Source organism: Pseudomonas sp. BC42 (assembly GCF_021560055.1).
GTDB lineage: Bacteria > Pseudomonadota > Gammaproteobacteria > Pseudomonadales > Pseudomonadaceae > Aquipseudomonas.
On record NZ_CP091067.1, the window covers coordinates 1,563,939 to 1,580,096 of the forward strand.

At 62.4% G+C, this 16,158-nt stretch carries 13 protein-coding genes; 1 reads left to right on the top strand and 12 read right to left on the bottom strand.

Translation table 11 applies throughout. The features are described 5' to 3' along the window. Nucleotides 1–19 precede the first annotated feature (19 nt). Nucleotides 20–1,261 (bottom strand): type II and III secretion system protein family protein, encoded by a 1,242-nt coding sequence (locus L1O02_RS07415; RefSeq protein ID WP_060840705.1) that lies wholly within the window; start codon nt 1,259–1,261, stop codon nt 20–22. 789 nt (nt 1,262–2,050) lie between these two features. Here L1O02_RS07415 and nadA point away from each other — a divergent pair. Further along, nucleotides 2,051–3,109 carry a quinolinate synthase NadA gene (gene nadA / locus L1O02_RS07420; RefSeq protein WP_060840704.1) on the top strand — a complete coding sequence of 353 codons (1,059 nt, stop codon included), beginning with the start codon at nt 2,051–2,053 and terminating at the stop codon, nt 3,107–3,109. 63 nt (nt 3,110–3,172) lie between these two features. Here the strand turns inward: nadA and L1O02_RS07425 are convergent, their stop codons facing one another. The 11 genes from L1O02_RS07425 to arcA all read right to left on the bottom strand — a co-directional run bounded on the left by L1O02_RS07425 (nt 3,173) and on the right by arcA (nt 16,152). Continuing rightward, a complete protein-coding gene (locus L1O02_RS07425) occupies nt 3,173–3,661 on the bottom strand; it encodes an RDD family protein (protein ID WP_060840703.1) in 489 nt (162 codons plus the stop codon). A 96-nt stretch (nt 3,662–3,757) separates the two neighbouring features. Then, complete coding sequence (locus L1O02_RS07430; RefSeq protein WP_007977299.1) at nt 3,758–3,970, bottom strand: cold-shock protein; 213 nt, start codon at nt 3,968–3,970, stop codon at nt 3,758–3,760. A 392-nt stretch (nt 3,971–4,362) separates the two neighbouring features. Next, on the bottom strand, nt 4,363–5,487 hold the full coding sequence (gene gcvT / locus L1O02_RS07435) for a glycine cleavage system aminomethyltransferase GcvT (protein ID WP_235759739.1): 1,125 nt from the start codon (nt 5,485–5,487) through the stop codon (nt 4,363–4,365). Between the two features lie 39 nt (nt 5,488–5,526). After that, the gene (locus tag L1O02_RS07440) at nt 5,527–6,903 is read right to left on the bottom strand and encodes an L-serine ammonia-lyase (protein WP_060840701.1); all 1,377 of its coding nucleotides are present in this window, start codon (nt 6,901–6,903) and stop codon (nt 5,527–5,529) included. 107 nt (nt 6,904–7,010) lie between these two features. Then, nucleotides 7,011–9,860 carry an aminomethyl-transferring glycine dehydrogenase gene (gene gcvP, locus L1O02_RS07445; protein ID WP_235759740.1) on the bottom strand — a complete coding sequence of 950 codons (2,850 nt, stop codon included), beginning with the start codon at nt 9,858–9,860 and terminating at the stop codon, nt 7,011–7,013. Nucleotides 9,861–9,870: 10 nt separating this feature from the next. Next, the gene (gcvH, locus tag L1O02_RS07450) at nt 9,871–10,254 is read right to left on the bottom strand and encodes a glycine cleavage system protein GcvH (RefSeq protein WP_060840699.1); all 384 of its coding nucleotides are present in this window, start codon (nt 10,252–10,254) and stop codon (nt 9,871–9,873) included. A 416-nt stretch (nt 10,255–10,670) separates the two neighbouring features. Beyond that, nucleotides 10,671–12,179, bottom strand: a complete 1,509-nt coding sequence (locus L1O02_RS07455; protein ID WP_060840698.1) for a sigma-54-dependent transcriptional regulator — start codon at nt 12,177–12,179, stop codon at nt 10,671–10,673. A 171-nt stretch (nt 12,180–12,350) separates the two neighbouring features. After that, a complete protein-coding gene (locus L1O02_RS07460) occupies nt 12,351–12,710 on the bottom strand; it encodes a DUF5064 family protein (protein WP_016967335.1) in 360 nt (119 codons plus the stop codon). Nucleotides 12,711–12,782: 72 nt separating this feature from the next. Further along, nucleotides 12,783–13,712: a carbamate kinase gene (gene arcC / locus L1O02_RS07465; RefSeq protein WP_060840697.1), complete on the bottom strand. Its 930-nt coding sequence runs from the start codon at nt 13,710–13,712 to the stop codon at nt 12,783–12,785. Nucleotides 13,713–13,800: 88 nt separating this feature from the next. Then, nucleotides 13,801–14,811, bottom strand: a complete 1,011-nt coding sequence (locus L1O02_RS07470) for an ornithine carbamoyltransferase (protein WP_015636749.1) — start codon at nt 14,809–14,811, stop codon at nt 13,801–13,803. Between the two features lie 84 nt (nt 14,812–14,895). Then, nucleotides 14,896–16,152, bottom strand: a complete 1,257-nt coding sequence (gene arcA, locus L1O02_RS07475; protein ID WP_060840696.1) for an arginine deiminase — start codon at nt 16,150–16,152, stop codon at nt 14,896–14,898. Nucleotides 16,153–16,158 lie beyond the last annotated feature (6 nt).

Here is a 16,158-nt window from a genome sequence, read left to right on the forward strand (position 1 = left end):
GAGGAGGTTAGGTGCTGGTTCATTGCGATAGTCCACTGCGCCGATCAAAGTCGCCGTCTTCCAGGAAGTACATGCGGAACCAGTTCGGATCGTAATTGCGCATCTGCTCACCTGGTAGTGAAGGCAACTGAGCATTGGCGGCCAGTGGTTGCACCAGATGGGGGGTGACCACCATCAGCAGCTCCTTTTCTTCACGATTGATCGTGGAGTCGCGAAAGAACGCGCCGATGATGGGAATGTTGCCCAGGCCTGGCAGCTTGCTCACGCTGGAGCTGTTGTTGGTGCTGATCAGGCCACTGATCACGAAGCTCTCGCCGTCAGCCAGGGAAATGCTGGTGTCGGTACGCCGGACAATCAGCGCCGGAACTCTGGTGCTGGAGATTACCACTCCGTTGTTGTAATCGAGTTCGCTGACTTCCGGCGCCACTTTCAGGGCGATGCGGTTGTTGCCGATGACGGTAGGGGTCAGGGTCAGGCGGATACCGAACTCCTTGTACTCGATGGAAATGTTGTCGCTGCCAGAGCTCGGCACCGGGATCGGCACCTCGCCACCGGCCAGGAAACTCGCACTCTGCCCGCTCAGGGCCACCAGGCTGGGACGCGCCAGGGTATAGGCGAAGCCGCTGCCTTCAAGTGCGTTGATAATCCCCAGCACATTGCCGCCGCCAAAGCCGATATTGAAGCTGCCATTATTCAGCGGGATACGGGGTGCCAGGTTGCCGACCTGCCCGGGCGTCACCGTGACGCCGGGAACGGAATTGGGCGAGCCAAACAGAAAGTTGCCGCTCTTGCCGAAGATCGAGGTACTGGCTTCCTTCAGCTTGGTACGGCTGACTTCGACAAAGCGGATGTCGGTCTGCACCTGGCTGGGCAGCAGGGGACTTTCAGAAGGGGGTAGTTGCGAGCCCACCAGCGATTGGGCTGCTTTGCCCTGGACGAAGACCATGCTTTGCCGTGGCGAACTGGAACAGGCGCTCCAGACCATCAGGCTGGTGGCGCCGGGCGCAATGCCAGTCAGCAGGTAGGAGTCATTGCCATTGAGGTGTACGTCGACGATTTTCGGATCACCCACCGCCAGCCGGGTGATGGCCACGGGAGAGCGTATGGCTGTCTGCATGCCCTCGCTGACTTCAAGCACTGCCGGTAGTGGTTCCAGCCCCGCACAATTGTTCGCTGCCGCCAGGGTCACTCCTGTAGGTAAAGCCGCGAAAATGAGTGTCCATGTCACTCGCCTGAGTACCTGCAAGCAATCACTGTTCATTTACTGCTTCCTTGATTGGCTGGGAGGGTCAGCCGGGACAGTCGGGCGCCACGAATCATTCGTCAGAGCACTCTGAAATAGGCTTTTCCTTGCTGATCCCAGATAACTGTTTCGTTATCTGACGTTAGCGTAGAAAGTTCAAAATGCTATTAATTGTAAAAAAAAACTCTCTATGCTCTGAGCGCCCACCGAGCCGTGCAAGCATGGGCCTTGCTACAGCCTGCGAAGCGCGTGGGAATGCCGCTGGACGGGCATTTCACGAGGCATGGCTGACGCGTCAAAGCCCGCTCGGTTTCAGCTAAGTTTTCCCTTGTAACCTCTGTCTCGCGCCAATTCAGGCGCAGTCAGGCGTTTGCGCTGCTGTTGGCGATCAACCTGGCTGTCTGGTACGGCGTTGAACGCAGTCTTTCGATCCGACAGGTCGTTACTCTTCGGCACGAATGGTTCTACTGGGCGACAGTGCTGTGCGCCTTGTGATCTGGCGAGCGAGAGGCTGGGGCTGGGGCTCTCCATCGTGAGCGCCACGACGCCGAGATCTATTTCGCTTACTCCGAGGATCAGGCCAGGAGCGGGTTGTGCGTGCGGGTGGTGTTTGCGCGGGGCGACCCGGGTCGCAAGGAGCAGGCGCCGGACAGAATTGGCTTTTGAATGCCCCGGATATTCTGTAGCCTTGCGCGGCTCAAATGCTGTCCGTACCTGATGAACTCACTCTCCCGGCGGGGCCCTAATCGGTCCGGAGCCGGTGGTATACTCGACTTTCGCGCCCAAGCGCCTGCAGGTCTTGCGAACATGACGCAAATTTCCGAACGCCTTCTGGTTCAAGCCCACCTCGACGCCAAACAGCCCAAACCCTTGAGTGCTGAGCAAGAGGCCCATTTTCGTGCTGCTATCGCTGCAGAGCTCAAGGCTCAGGACGCGGTGCTGGTTGCGCATTTCTATTGTGATCCGGTGATTCAGGCCCTGGCCGAAGAGACCGGCGGTTGTGTTTCCGACTCTCTGGAAATGGCCCGTTTCGGCAACGCTCATCCGGCCAAGACCGTGGTGGTGGCCGGGGTGCGCTTCATGGGGGAGACGGCGAAGATTCTCAACCCTGAAAAACGCGTGCTGATGCCGACGCTGGAGGCCACTTGCTCGCTCGACCTGGGTTGCCCGGTGGACGAGTTCTCGGCCTTCTGCGATCAGCACCCCGAGCGCACCGTGGTGGTTTATGCCAACACCTCGGCGGCGGTCAAAGCCCGTGCCGACTGGGTGGTGACTTCCAGCTGTGCGCTGGAGATCGTCGAAAGCCTGATGGATAACGGCGAGAAGATCATCTGGGGCCCGGACAAGCACCTGGGCACCTACATCCAGCGCCAGACCGGGGCCGACATGCTGCTCTGGGACGGAGCCTGCATCGTTCACGAAGAGTTCAAGTCCAAGCAATTGGAAGACATGAAGGCGCTGTACCCGGAGGCTGCCATCCTGGTGCACCCCGAGTCCCCCAGCTCGGTGATCGAACTGGCGGATGCGGTCGGTTCCACCAGCCAGCTGATCGCCGCCGCACAGCGTCTGCCGAACAAGACCTTCATCGTCGCCACCGACCGCGGCATCTTCTACAAGATGCAGCAGCTGTGCCCGGACAAGGTGTTCATCGAGGCGCCTACGGCCGGTAACGGCGCAGCGTGCCGCAGTTGCGCCCATTGCCCGTGGATGGCCATGAACACCCTGGAGCGCACCCTGCAGTGCCTGCAACAGGGCAGCAACGAGATTCAAGTGGACCCGGCGCTGATCCCCAATGCCGTTCGACCGCTCAAGCGCATGCTGGACTTCACCCAGGCGGCACGAATGAAACTGGCGGGCAACGCCTGAGCGGTTTTATTGCGTAGTCATGCAAACGCCCCGACTTGTCGGGGCGTTTTTGTTGGTGGCGGGTTATTTCTTCTGTTTAGGGATGCGTACCAGCTGGGTGTTGGAGTAGATGTCATGCCAGCTGCGTTTCTGCTTGTCCACCAGCACCCAGAAGAAGCCCAGGCCGGCACACAGCCAGGACGCGATCGATACCATGAAGCGCAGCAATGCCTGCCACAAGCTGATGCGGCTGCCATCGGCGTTCTGTACGCGGATGCCCCAGACCTGCATGCCCAGGGTCTGCCCTGAATGGGTCCAGAATTTGGCGAAGAAGCCGAACAGCACAAACAGCAGGACGGTGGAGTACAGTGGGTCGCCATCCAGAGCGCCGGATTCGGTCAAGGCACGCATCCGCGCTTCGCCGATGATCTGCATCTGGATAAATTTGTAGATGCCGCCGGTGACGATCAGCAGGGCGACGCACAGTAGAAAATCATAGAACATCGCTGCCAGGCGACGTCCCAGGCCGACAGTAGGGAAATCGCCTTGGGGGCTTAGCAGATGCTTCGACATGACAGGCTCTCGACTGAAAAAAGAAGCCATTTTACGGAATTGCGCGCACAAAAAAGCCCCTGATGTCAGCATCAGGGGCTTTTTCGTTACAGACGATTAAGCTTCTGCTTGTACTTCGTCAGCTTGCATGCCTTTCTGGCCTTGCACAGCGATGAAGGTCACTTTTTGGCCTTCTTTCAGGCTCTTGAAGCCGTTGCCCTGAATAGCGCGGAAGTGTACGAACAGATCCGGACCGCTTTCTGGAGTGATAAAACCAAAACCTTTCTCGTCGTTAAACCACTTGACGGTACCGCTCTGACGTTGGGACATTTCTTATTTCCTTTGACGCTAAAAAATTAATGACAGTCTCTTCCTCGTGGAAGAGTACTGGGCTGGGTTGCAGGAAAGTAAGAGACGTCGAACGGGTTGTAGCAAACTTGTTGGCTACTGCCCAGGTCACGATTCCAAGCGACCCATGCAAACACAGTGGGGAAACTCTACGCCAACTACGGGAGAAAAAACAAGCCCCGCGAAGCCCCGGTTTTACTCAGCTTTCCGAGGTTTGGCGGAACTAGCGTGCAGGCCTTATTCGATAGAGTTGTTCAATTGTTTTCGGGCGTTATAAGTAGTGTTCAGTAGCGAAAATATGCACTGTTTTATGGCGGTTGCGTTACAGATTAGTGCACTTTTAACGCAACCGCGTTACTTATAGAAACAGTCCCTCAGCCTCGGTAGTAGCGTTGGGCTACGAATGGCATTTTGCTTACAAGCATTGGCACCTTTTTCCCACGTACTATCGCTGCAACTGGCGTATCAAGTGCACAGTGCTGGATATCGAGGTAACCCATCGCCAATGGAGCGCCGAGGGTCGGACCAAAGCCACCGCTGCATACGCTGCCGATGATGTTCCCTTCGGCGTCGACGATTTCCGCACCTTCGCGCACTGGCGTGCGTTCCTGAGGCAGCAGGCCGACACGTTTGCGATCGACGCCGCCCTGTTGTTGGGCAAAGATCACCTCGGCACCAGGGAACCCGCCGGCACGTGCGCCGTCCGCGCGGCGAGCCTTGGAGATGGCCCACAGCAGGCTGGCCTGAATCGGTGTGGTGTCACTGTTCATGTCATGGCCATACAGGCACAGGCCGGCTTCCAGGCGCAGGGAGTCGCGGGCGCCCAGGCCGATGGCCGCCACTTCCGGTTCGGCCAGCAGGGCACGGGCGAGTTTTTCCGCCTGCTCGGCAGGTACCGAGATTTCGAAACCGTCTTCGCCGGTGTAGCCCGAACGGCTGACAAAGCAGTCCACACCCAGCACGGTCACCGGCTTGAACTGCATGAAGGTCATGCTGGCCACTTCCGGCGCCAGGCGCGCCAGTACCTTGACTGCCGCCGGGCCTTGCAGGGCCAGCAGGGCGCGTTCCTCGAACAGCGGCTGAATGTCGCACTGCTCGCCGAGATGGCGGCGCAGGTGGGCCAGGTCCTGTTCCTTGCAGGCGGCGTTGACCACCAGGAACAGCTGGTCGTCGCCGAGATTGGCGACCATCAGGTCGTCGAGGATGCCGCCCTGTTCATTGGTGAACATGGCATAGCGCTGCATACCCACCGGCAGGTCGATGATGTCCACCGGCACCAGGGTTTCCAGGGCCTGGGCGGCATTGGCGCCACGCAGGAGAATCTGCCCCATGTGGGACACATCGAACAGCCCGGCCTGCTCACGGGTGTGCTGGTGTTCCTTCATGACTCCCGGCGGGTACTGCACCGGCATGTCGTAACCGGCGAATGGCACCATGCGGGCGCCGAGCTCCAGGTGCAGGCTGTGCAGTGGGGTTTTCAACAGTGTTTCGGTGGACATGGGCAACTCCTGAAAAAACGTGCGGATACGGGCGGCGTATCAGCACTCGATAATGTTCACGGCCAGACCGCCACGGGCGGTCTCCTTGTATTTGCTTTTCATGTCGGCGCCGGTCTGGCGCATGGTGCGGATGACCTTGTCGAGGGAGACGAAATGTTGCCCGTCGCCGCGCAGGGCCATGCGCACCGCATTGATGGCCTTCACCGAACCCATGGCGTTGCGCTCGATGCAGGGCACCTGCACCAGGCCGCCGATCGGGTCGCAGGTCAGCCCGAGGTTGTGTTCCATGCCGATTTCCGCGGCGTTCTCCACCTGCTGCACGCTGCCGCCGAGGACTTCGCACAAGGCCCCGGCGGCCATCGAGCAGGCCACGCCCACTTCGCCCTGGCAGCCGACTTCGGCGCCGGAGATCGAGGCGTTTTCCTTGTACAGGATGCCGATGGCCGCGGCCGTGAGGAGAAAACGCACCACCCCGTCTTCGTTGGCCCCGGGAGTGAAGCGCATGTAGTAGTGCAACACCGCCGGGATGATCCCGGCCGCACCATTGGTGGGCGCCGTGACCACGCGTCCGCCGTTGGCGTTTTCCTCGTTGACCGCCAGGGCGTAGAGATTGACCCAGTCCAGCACCGACAGCGCATCACGCAGCGCGGCCTCCGGGTGCAGGCACAACTGGCGGTGCAGGGCGGCGGCGCGCCGCTTGACCTTGAGCCCGCCCGGCAGGATGCCTTCATTGCGGCAACCGGCAGCCACGCAGTCCTGCATCACCTGCCAGATCTTCAGCAGGCCGGCGCGGGTTTCCGCTTCCGGGCGCCAGGCGCTTTCGTTGGTCAGCATCACCTGGCTGATGGACAGGCCATAGGTGCTGCAATGTTGCAGCAGCTCCTTGGCGGTCTTGAAGGGGAAGGTCAGGCGAGTGGTGTCTTCGACGATACGGTCGGCGCCGGCGGCGTCTTCGTCGACCACGAAACCACCGCCCACGGAGTAGTACTCGCGGCTGCGGATCTGCAAGCCGGCGCTATCGAAAGCACGAAAAATCATGCCATTGGGGTGATAGGCCAGGGGTTTGCGGATCATTGCCAGGTGTTCTTTCTCGTTGAACGCAATGCTGTGTTCACCGAGCAGGTTGATTCGCCCGCTGCTGCGTATCGCCTGCAGCCGAGTGGCGATGTTCTCGGTATTCACGGTGTCCGGTTGTTCGCCTTCCAGGCCCAGCAATACCGCCTTGTCGCTGCCGTGGCCCTTGCCGGTGGCGCCCAGCGAGCCGTACAGCTCGACCTTGACGCAGGCGGTAGCCGCCAGCAGGTCATCGCGACGCAGGCCTTCGACAAAACGCGCAGCCGCGCGCATCGGGCCAACGGTGTGGGAGCTGGAGGGGCCGATGCCAATCTTGAACAGGTCGAACACGCTCAGGGACATGTTGGTTCTCCGGTTTCTTGTTATAGAGGCAGCGGCAAGCGACAAGCTGCAAGTCAGACGCCGATCGGCTCTTTCTTGCAGCTTGAGGCTACTAGCTTGTGGCTGCCTTAGGCGTAGCTTTCGATCGACGGGCAGGCACACACCAGGTTGCGGTCGCCGAACACGTTGTCGACCCGGCCAACCGGCGGCCAGTACTTGCCTTCGATCAGCGAGGCCACTGGGTATACGGCCTGCTCACGGCTGTACGGGTGGGACCATTCACCCACCAGTTCTGCTGCCGTGTGAGGAGCGTTCTTCAGCGGGTTGTCGTCCTTGTCCAGGGTGCCGTTTTCCACCGCGCGGATTTCCTCGCGGATGCGGATCATGGCGTCGCAGAAGCGGTCCAGTTCTTCCTTGGATTCGCTTTCGGTCGGCTCGATCATCAGGGTGCCGGCCACCGGGAACGACATGGTCGGGGCGTGGAAGCCGAAATCGATCAGGCGCTTGGCCACGTCATCGACGCTGATGCCGCTGCTGTCTTTCAGCGGACGCAGGTCGAGGATGCATTCGTGGGCCACCAGGCCGTTGCTGCCGGTGTAGAGCACGGGGTAGTGCTCTTCCAGGCGCCGCGAAATGTAGTTGGCGTTGAGGATCGCCAGCTGCGATGCGCGCTTGAGGCCGGCGCCGCCCATCATGCGGATGTACATCCAGGTGATCGGCAGGATGCTGGCGCTGCCGAACGGTGCGGCACACACCGCGCCTTTCTTGTTCTCCAGCGCGGCGTGACCGGGGAGGAAGGGCGCCAGGTGCGACTTGACGCCGATCGGGCCCACGCCCGGGCCGCCACCGCCGTGGGGAATGCAGAAGGTCTTGTGCAGGTTCAGGTGGGACACGTCGCCACCGAATTTGCCCGGCGCGCAGAGGCCGACCATGGCATTCATGTTGGCGCCGTCGATGTACACCTGGCCGCCGTTGTCATGAATGATGCCGCAGATTTCGCGGATGCCTTCCTCGAACACGCCGTGGGTCGACGGGTAGGTGATCATCAGCGCGGCGAGGTGTTCGCGGTGCTCGATGGCCTTGGCCCGCAGGTCTTCGATATCGACGTTGCCGCGGGCGTCGCAGGCGGTGACCACCACGCGCATGCCGGCCATGTTGGCGGTGGCCGGGTTGGTGCCGTGGGCCGATGACGGAATCAGGCAGATGTCGCGACGGTCATCGCCACGGCTCTGGTGATAGGCTCGGATGGCCAGCAGGCCGGCGTACTCACCCTGGGAACCGGCGTTGGGTTGCAGGGAGACGGCGTCGTAGCCGGTCGCGGCGCAGAGCATCGCCTCCAGCTCGGTGGTCAGTTGCTGGTAGCCAGCACTCTGCTCGGCCGGGGCGAAGGGGTGCAGCGCACCGAATTCGGCCCAGGTGATCGGAATCATCTCGCTGGCGGCGTTGAGCTTCATGGTGCAGGAGCCCAGGGGGATCATGGTGCGATCCAGGGCCAGGTCCTTGTCCGCCAGCTTGCGCAGGTAGCGCATCAGCTCGGTTTCCGAGTGATAGCGGTTGAACACCGGGTGGCTGAGGATCGCCGACTGACGGACCAGGGCCGCGGGGATGCTGCTGTTCACCGTGGCCGCCAGCGCGGCGAAGTCCGGCGCGGCCTGGCCGTCGCCCAGCAGGCTCCACAGGCCTTCGACGTCGGCCTGGGTGGTGGTTTCGTCCAGGGACAGGCCAAGGCGCTCAGCGTCGATTACCCGCAGGTTGATGCCCTGGGCGCGTGCCTTGTCGTGCAGCGCGGCGGTGCCGGCACCGGTGTGCAGGCTCAGGGTGTCGAAGAAGTTGTCCTGCTCCACGACCAGCCCCAGCGCCTTCAGGCCCTTGGCCAGGATCGCGGTCAACTGGTGGATGCGCTGGGCAATCTGAATCAGGCCCTTGGGACCGTGATAGACGGCATACATGCTGGCAATGTTGGCCAGCAGGACCTGGGCGGTGCAGATGTTGCTGGTGGCCTTTTCGCGACGGATATGCTGCTCGCGGGTCTGCATGGCCAGGCGCAGGGCCGGCTTGCCGAAACGGTCTACGGAGACGCCCACCAGGCGGCCCGGCATGTCGCGCTTGAAGGCATCGCGGGTGGAGAAATAGGCCGCATGCGGGCCACCGAAGCCCAGCGGTACACCGAAGCGCTGGGCGCTGCCGATGGCCACGTCGGCGCCAAATTCCCCCGGCGGAGTCAGCAGGGTCAGGGCCAGCAGGTCGGCGGCCACGGCCACCATGGCGTTGGCGGCGTGGAAGCGCTCGGTCAGTTCGCGGTAGTCGAACAGGTCGCCGTTGCTCGCCGGGTATTGCAGCAGGGCACCGAAGAACGGGCTGACGTCGGTCAGCTTGCGCTCATCGCCCACCACCACGTTGATTCCCAGGGGCTCGGCACGGGTGCGCAGTACGTCCAGGGTTTGCGGGTGGCAATGCACCGAGGCGAAGAAGGTATGGCTGCCCTTGTTCTTGCTCAGGCGCTTGCAGAAGGTCATGGCTTCGGCGGCGGCGGTGCCTTCGTCCAGCAGCGAGGCATTGGCGATCGGCAGGCCGGTCAGGTCGCTGATCAGGGTCTGGAAGTTCAGCAGGGCTTCCAGGCGACCCTGGGAAATTTCCGGCTGGTAGGGAGTGTAGGCGGTGTACCAGGCCGGGTTTTCCAGCAGGTTGCGCAGGATCGGCGAGGGGGTATGGCAGCTGTAGTAGCCCTGGCCGATGTAGGTCTTGAACAGCTGGTTCTTGGCGGCGATGGCCTTGATCGAGGCCAGGGCCTCGGCTTCGCTCTGGCCCTGGCCCAGGTCCAGCACGCTGGTGCCCTTGATGCTGTCGGGAATCACGCTGGCGCTCAGGGCTTCCAGGGAGTCGAAGCCCAGGCTGTTGAGCATGGCTTGCTCATCGGCCTGGCGCGGGCCGATGTGGCGCGCGATGAATTCGTTGGCGGTAGTCAGGTTGACGGTCATGACGGGCTCCTCAGGCTTCGGCGCTGGCTTTGATCAGGCGGTCGTAGGCGTCCTGATCCAGCAGTTGGCCGACAGCGGCGGCATCGGCGGGAATGAAGCGGAAGAACCAGCCTTCGCCCAGCGGGTCTTCGTTGACCAGCTCAGGGCTGTCTTCCAGGGCCGGGTTGGTGGCGACCACTTCACCGTCGAGCGGCATGTACACGCCGCTGGCGGCCTTTACCGACTCCACGGTGGCGGCTTCGGCGCCCTTTGCGTAGCTCTGCAGCTCCGGCAGTTGCACAAACACCACATCACCCAGGGCGTTCTGGGCGAAAGCCGTGATGCCGACGGTGACACTGCCATCCGCTTCGCTACGCAGCCATTCGTGATCTTCAGTAAAACGCAACTCGCTCATGGAAACTCCTCAGGGGCCAGACTCGTCTGGTGGACGCGATTGAATGCTCGTGCGGGGCCGAGCCGGATGACAATACCCATAGCAAGAATGCGGCCAATAAATAGTTATCCCTTTAAAATCAATGAGTTAAGTATTGTGGCTGAGTGCCCGCCGCGTTCTCGTGTAGCGAAATCGCTACAGCTGACGGCGTGGAGAAAAGGCTTTGAGGATCAAAGCCTTGCACGGCAGCGATTACAAGGCCGTGTAGCGAAATCGTTCCGCTGTAGCGCTTTCAGTACAGTTGCAGGTCGCTTCCAGAACGCAAGACGCGGCGCGGGGTTCAGGCTCGGGTCTTGCCAGTGAAGGTGCCCGCAAGGGCCGCGCCAGGCCCAGGCAGCCCTTCGCCGGCCAGCCGGCTCCTGCCCCAGGGGAGCCGGTCAGGCCTTGTTGGGAATGCCGTACTTGCGCAGGCGATGGGCGATGGCGGTGTGGGAGGTCTGCAGGCGGTTGGCCAGTTGGCGGGTCGAGGGGTAGTGCACGTAGAGGTTTTCCAGCAGCTCTTTCTCGAAGCTTTCCACGGCCTGTTCCAGGCTTTCGATTTCGGTGTCGTTCTGCCGTGCCACCGACGTGCCGGCGATGTCCAGGTCGCCGATGTCCACCAGGTTGCTTTCGCAGATGGCCGCCGCGCGAAAGATCACGTTCTGCAACTGGCGCACGTTGCCCGGCCAGCGGTTGCTCAGCAGCGCCGGATAGGTGCCCGGGGTCAGGCGACACACCGGGCGCTGGATCTGCGCGCAGGCTTGCTGCATGAAGTAGCGGGCCAGCAGCAGGATGTCCTGGCCGCGCTCGCGCAGCGGCGGCACTTCCACGTTGAGGACGTTGAGGCGGTAGAACAGGTCCTCGCGGAAGCTGCCTTCGCCGACCATTTTCTCCAGGTCGCGGTGGGTGGCGCTGAGGATGCGCACATTGACCTTGATCTCGCGATCGCCGCCCACCCGGCGAAAGCTGCCGTCATTGAGAAAGCGCAGCAGCTTGGCTTGCAGATAGGGCGACATCTCGCCGATTTCATCGAGAAACACCGTGCCCTGGTTGGCCAGCTCCATCAGCCCCGGCTTGCCGCCGCGCTGGGCACCGGTAAAGGCGCCGGGGGCATAGCCGAACAGTTCGCTCTCGGCCAGGTTTTCCGGTAGCGCCGCGCAGTTCAGGGCCAGGAACGGCGCGCTGTGCCGGGCGCTGATGGCGTGGCAGGCACGGGCCACCAGCTCCTTGCCGGTGCCGGTTTCGCCCTGGATCAGCAGAGGTGCATCCAGGGCCGCGACCCGTTGTGCCCGGGCCTTGAGGGTGCGAATCGCCGGTGATTCGCCGAGCAGGGCATCGAAGCCCTCGGCGTGATCGTGGTGCAGGGCCGACAGCCGCTCGCCGATGCGGTTGGGCTGGTACAGGGTCAGCAGCGCGCCGGCGTCGGTGATGGGCGTGGCGTCCAGCAGCAGGGTCTGGCCATTGACGATGATTTCCCGTAGCGGCAGGCGAAAGCCATTTTCCAGCAGGGCCTCCAGCAGCGCCGGATCGGCAAACAGTTCGGCGACGCTTTCCCCGGCCGGCTCGCGGCCATACAGGGCGATCAGCGCCGGGTTGGCCAGCAGCACTTTACCGGCGCTGTCCAGGGCCAGCACCGGATCGGTCATGGCCGCCAGCAAGGCGTCCAGCTGCAAGTGCCGGCGTTGCCCGGGAAGGATGTCGACCACGGTCACCGCCTGCACGCCGCGCACGTTGAACAGCGCGTCGCGCAATTCCTCCAGGACCTGGGGGCTCAGGGTCGGGGCATCGATATAGACGTTGGGTGGCACCATTTCCACCGCATCCAGGTTGAGATTGCGCCCGCCCAGCAGGGCCAGGACTTCCTGGGTGATGCCGACGCGGTCGATGAAGCTGACGTGGATACGCATGAGGCGACAGAGGCTTCTGGAACACTGAAGGGCGCCAGTATGCCTTGGGCGAGAGCCTTAGTCGAAATCGCTGGAGCTGTCGTAGGAGCCGGCGTGCCGGCGAAGGCGGACCAGGCACCCAGGTATGGCGGTGGTCATTTCGCCGGCAGGCCGGCTCCTACAGAAGAGGGGTTATGCCAGGTGTTCGGGGTTGATCGGGTCGCCGGGCTTGACGTTCAGCTGCTTGCGCACGTCTTCGAACATCTCGTCGTAGTACTTGTGCATGGAGGCAATGCTGGCGCTCTTGGGCAAACCGTACTGCTGGGCGATGCGGGTGGCGTGACGGGCAAAGTCGAAGGCCAGGTCCTTGGCCAGGAAGAACTGCTCTTTCAAGGATTTGCCTTCGATGGTGCCGTGCAGGGTGAACAGCATGCCGTGACCCTCCTTGGGGTCCTGGGCCAGTTCATAGTCGATGCACAGGTTGTAGCTGAAGTCGTCCTTGCTCAGCGCATGGCGCTCGATATGCAGGTGACCGGGCTCAAACATGGCCATAGGCGTCTCTCCTCCAGGGCTTTGACAGGAGGGCAGGCACCGGGCCTGCCCCGAGTTCTTACAGCAAGCGTCTTACAGGTAGCGGATGCCGGGTTGCGCCGTGCTGATGCGGGTACCGGCCTTGCCCTGGACGATCGCTTCGATGTCCGAGAGTGAACCGATCACCGCGACTTTGCCAGTGTGCCGGGCAAATTCGCAGGCGGCCTGGACCTTGGGTCCCATGGAGCCGGCGGCAAAGCCCAGCTTGTCCATTTCATCCGGATGGGCCTGGGCGATGGCCTTCTGGGTCGGCTTGCCGAAGTCGATGAAGGCTGCGTTGACGTCGGTGGCGATCACCAGCAGATCAGCCTCCAGTTGCTCGGCCAGCAGCGCCGAACACAGGTCCTTGTCGATCACCGCCTCGATGCCCCGGAGCTTGCCGTCCTCGCCGTACATGGTCGGAATGCCGCCACCGCCGGCACAGATCACGATGCTGCTCTTTTCCAGCAGCCACTTGATCGGGCGGATCTCGAAGATGCGCTTGGGTTTCGGGCTGGCCACCACCCGGCGGTACTTGTCGCCGTCCGGGGCGATGGCCCAGCCTTTCTCCTTGGCCAGCTTCTCGGCTTCTTCCTGGCTGTAGACCGGGCCGATGGGCTTGGTCGGGTTCTTGAAGGCCGGGTCCTTGGCATCCACTTCCACCTGGGTCAGCAAGGTGGCGAAGGGCACCTCGAAGTCCAGCAGGTTGCCCAGTTCCTGTTCGATGATGTAGCCGATCATGCCTTCGGTCTCGGCACCGAGCACGTCCAGCGGGTAGGGCGAAACCTGGGTATAGGCCGCCGCCTGCAGCGACAGCAGGCCCACCTGCGGACCATTGCCGTGAGCGATCACCAGCTGGTTGCCGGGATGGATCTTGGCGATCTGTTCGGTGGCGATGCGGATGTTGGCGCGTTGGTTGTCCGCGGTCATGGGTTCACCACGGCGGAGCAGGGCGTTACCGCCCAGTGCAACGACGATACGCATAATGCAGTCCTTCTAGGGGCTCTGCAGGCGCCGGCTTGCCAACGAACAGCGGTTGGCTGGCAAGCCGGCCCCGGCAGGGGGAGGCGGGTTAGAGGTCGGCCAGGGTCGAAACCAGGATCGCCTTGATGGTGTGCATGCGGTTTTCCGCTTGCTCGAAGGCGATGCAGGCTGGCGATTCGAACACGTCGTCGGTCACTTCAATGCCGTTGGCCAGGTGCGGATACTGTTCGGCGATCTGCTTGCCGACCTTGGTATCGCTGTTGTGGAAGGCCGGCAGGCAGTGCATGAACTTGGTCCGTGGGTTGCCGGTGGCTTTCATCAACTGGGCATTGACCTGGTACGGCAGCAGTTGCTCGATGCGTTCGGCCCAGGCCTCCACCGGCTCGCCCATGGACACCCAGACGTCGGTGTGGATGAAGTCCACGCCCTTGACCGCGGCTTTCGGGTCTTCGGTGAGGGTGATGCGGGCACCGCTTTCCTCGGCGTATTGCTTGCAGCGTTGCACCAGGTCGTCATGGGGCCACAGGGCCTTGGGCGCGCAGATGCGCACGTCCATGCCGAGCTTGGCGCCCACCAGCAGCAGCGAGTTGCCCATGTTGTTACGCGCATCACCCAGGTAGGCGTAGCTGATTTCATGGATCGGCTTGTCGGCGTGCTCACGCATGGTCAGTACGTCGGCGATCATCTGGGTCGGGTGGTATTCGTCGGTCAGGCCGTTGAACACCGGCACCCCGGCGAACTTCGCCAGTTCTTCGACGATTTCCTGCTTGAAGCCGCGGTACTCGATGGCGTCGTACATGCGCCCCAGCACCCGGGCGGTGTCCTTCATGCTTTCCTTGTGGCCGATCTGCGACGAGTTGGGGTCGATGTAGGTGACGTTGGCACCCTGGTCATAGGCCGCCACTTCGAAGGCGCAACGGGTGCGGGTCGAAGTTTTTTCGAAGATCAGGGCGATGTTGTTGCCCTTGAGGTGCTGCTGCTCGGTGCCGGTGTACTTGGCGCGTTTCAGGTCGCGGGACAGGTCCAGCAGGTAGCGCAGCTCGCGTGGAGTGTGGTGTTCCAGGCTCAGCAGGTTACGGTTGTGAATATTGAAAGCCATGATGGATCTCCTTTGATTTCGGTCGTCCACTTGCCGAGGCCCTTTGTGGGGGCAACGGCAAGCTGCTATGTCGGATAGGGGCGCTTAGTAGTCGATCGGGTCGCGGATGATCGGGCAGGTCATGCAGTGGCCGCCGCCACGGCCCCGGCCCAGTTCGCCGGCGCTGATGGTGATGACCTCGACCCCGGCCTTGCGCAGCAGGGTGTTGGTGTAGGTGTTGCGGTCGTAGCCGATGACCACGCCCGGTTCCACGGCCACCACGTTATTGCCGTCGTCCCATTGCTCGCGTTCGGCGGCGAAGCTGTTGCCACCGGTTTCCACCACGCGCAGGGCCTTGAGGTTGAGGGCCTTGGCCACGGTGTCGAGGAAGCTGGTTTCCTCGCGGCGCACGTCGATGCCGCCCGGCTTGCTTTCGTCAGGGCGCAGGCTGAAGGCGACGATCTGGCTCACCACTTCCGGGAAGACCGTGACCAGGTCGCGGTCGCAGAAGCTGAACACGGTGTCCAGGTGCATCGCTGCGCGGGATTTCGGCAGGCCGGCGACGATCACCCGCTCCACGGCCTTGTGCTTGAACAGGTTCAGCGCCAGTTGGCCGATGGCCTGGCGCGAGGAGCGCTCGCCCATGCCGATCAGGACCACGCCATTGCCGATGGGCATCACGTCGCCGCCTTCCAGGGTGGCGTTGCCGTGTTCCTGGTCCGGGTCGCCGTACCAGATCTGGAAGTCGGCGTGGGTGAACTCGGGGTGGAACTTGTAGATGGCGGTGGTCAGCAGGGTTTCCTGGCGTCGCGCCGGCCAGTACATCGGGTTCAGGGTCACGCCGCCGTAGATCCAGCAGGTGGTGTCGCGGGTGAACTGGGTGTTGGGCAGCGGCGGCAGGATGAAGCTGGAGTGGCCGAGGAAGTCGCGGAACATCTCGATGGTCTTGCCACCGAAGCTGGTGGGCAGGTCATCGGCGGACACGCCGCCGATCAGGAACTCGGCGACCTTGCGCGGCTCCAGGCTGCGCAGCCACGAACCGACCTCATTGACCAGGCCCAGGCCGACCTGGTTGGCGGTGATCTTGCGCTCCAGAATCCAGTCCAGGGCTTCGGGCATGGCGACGATGTCGGTCAGCAGGTTGTGCATTTCCAGCACATCAATGTCCCGCTCGCGCATCTTGGTGACGAAATCGAAATGGTCGCGTTTGGCCTGGGCCACCCACAGCACATCATCGAACAGCAGTTCATCGCAGTTGTTCGGGGTCAGCCGCTGATGGGCCAGGCCTGGGGAGCAAACCATGACTTTGCGCAGTTTGCCGGCTTCGGAATGGACGCCGTACTTAACTTTTTCCGTGGTCATTACTGT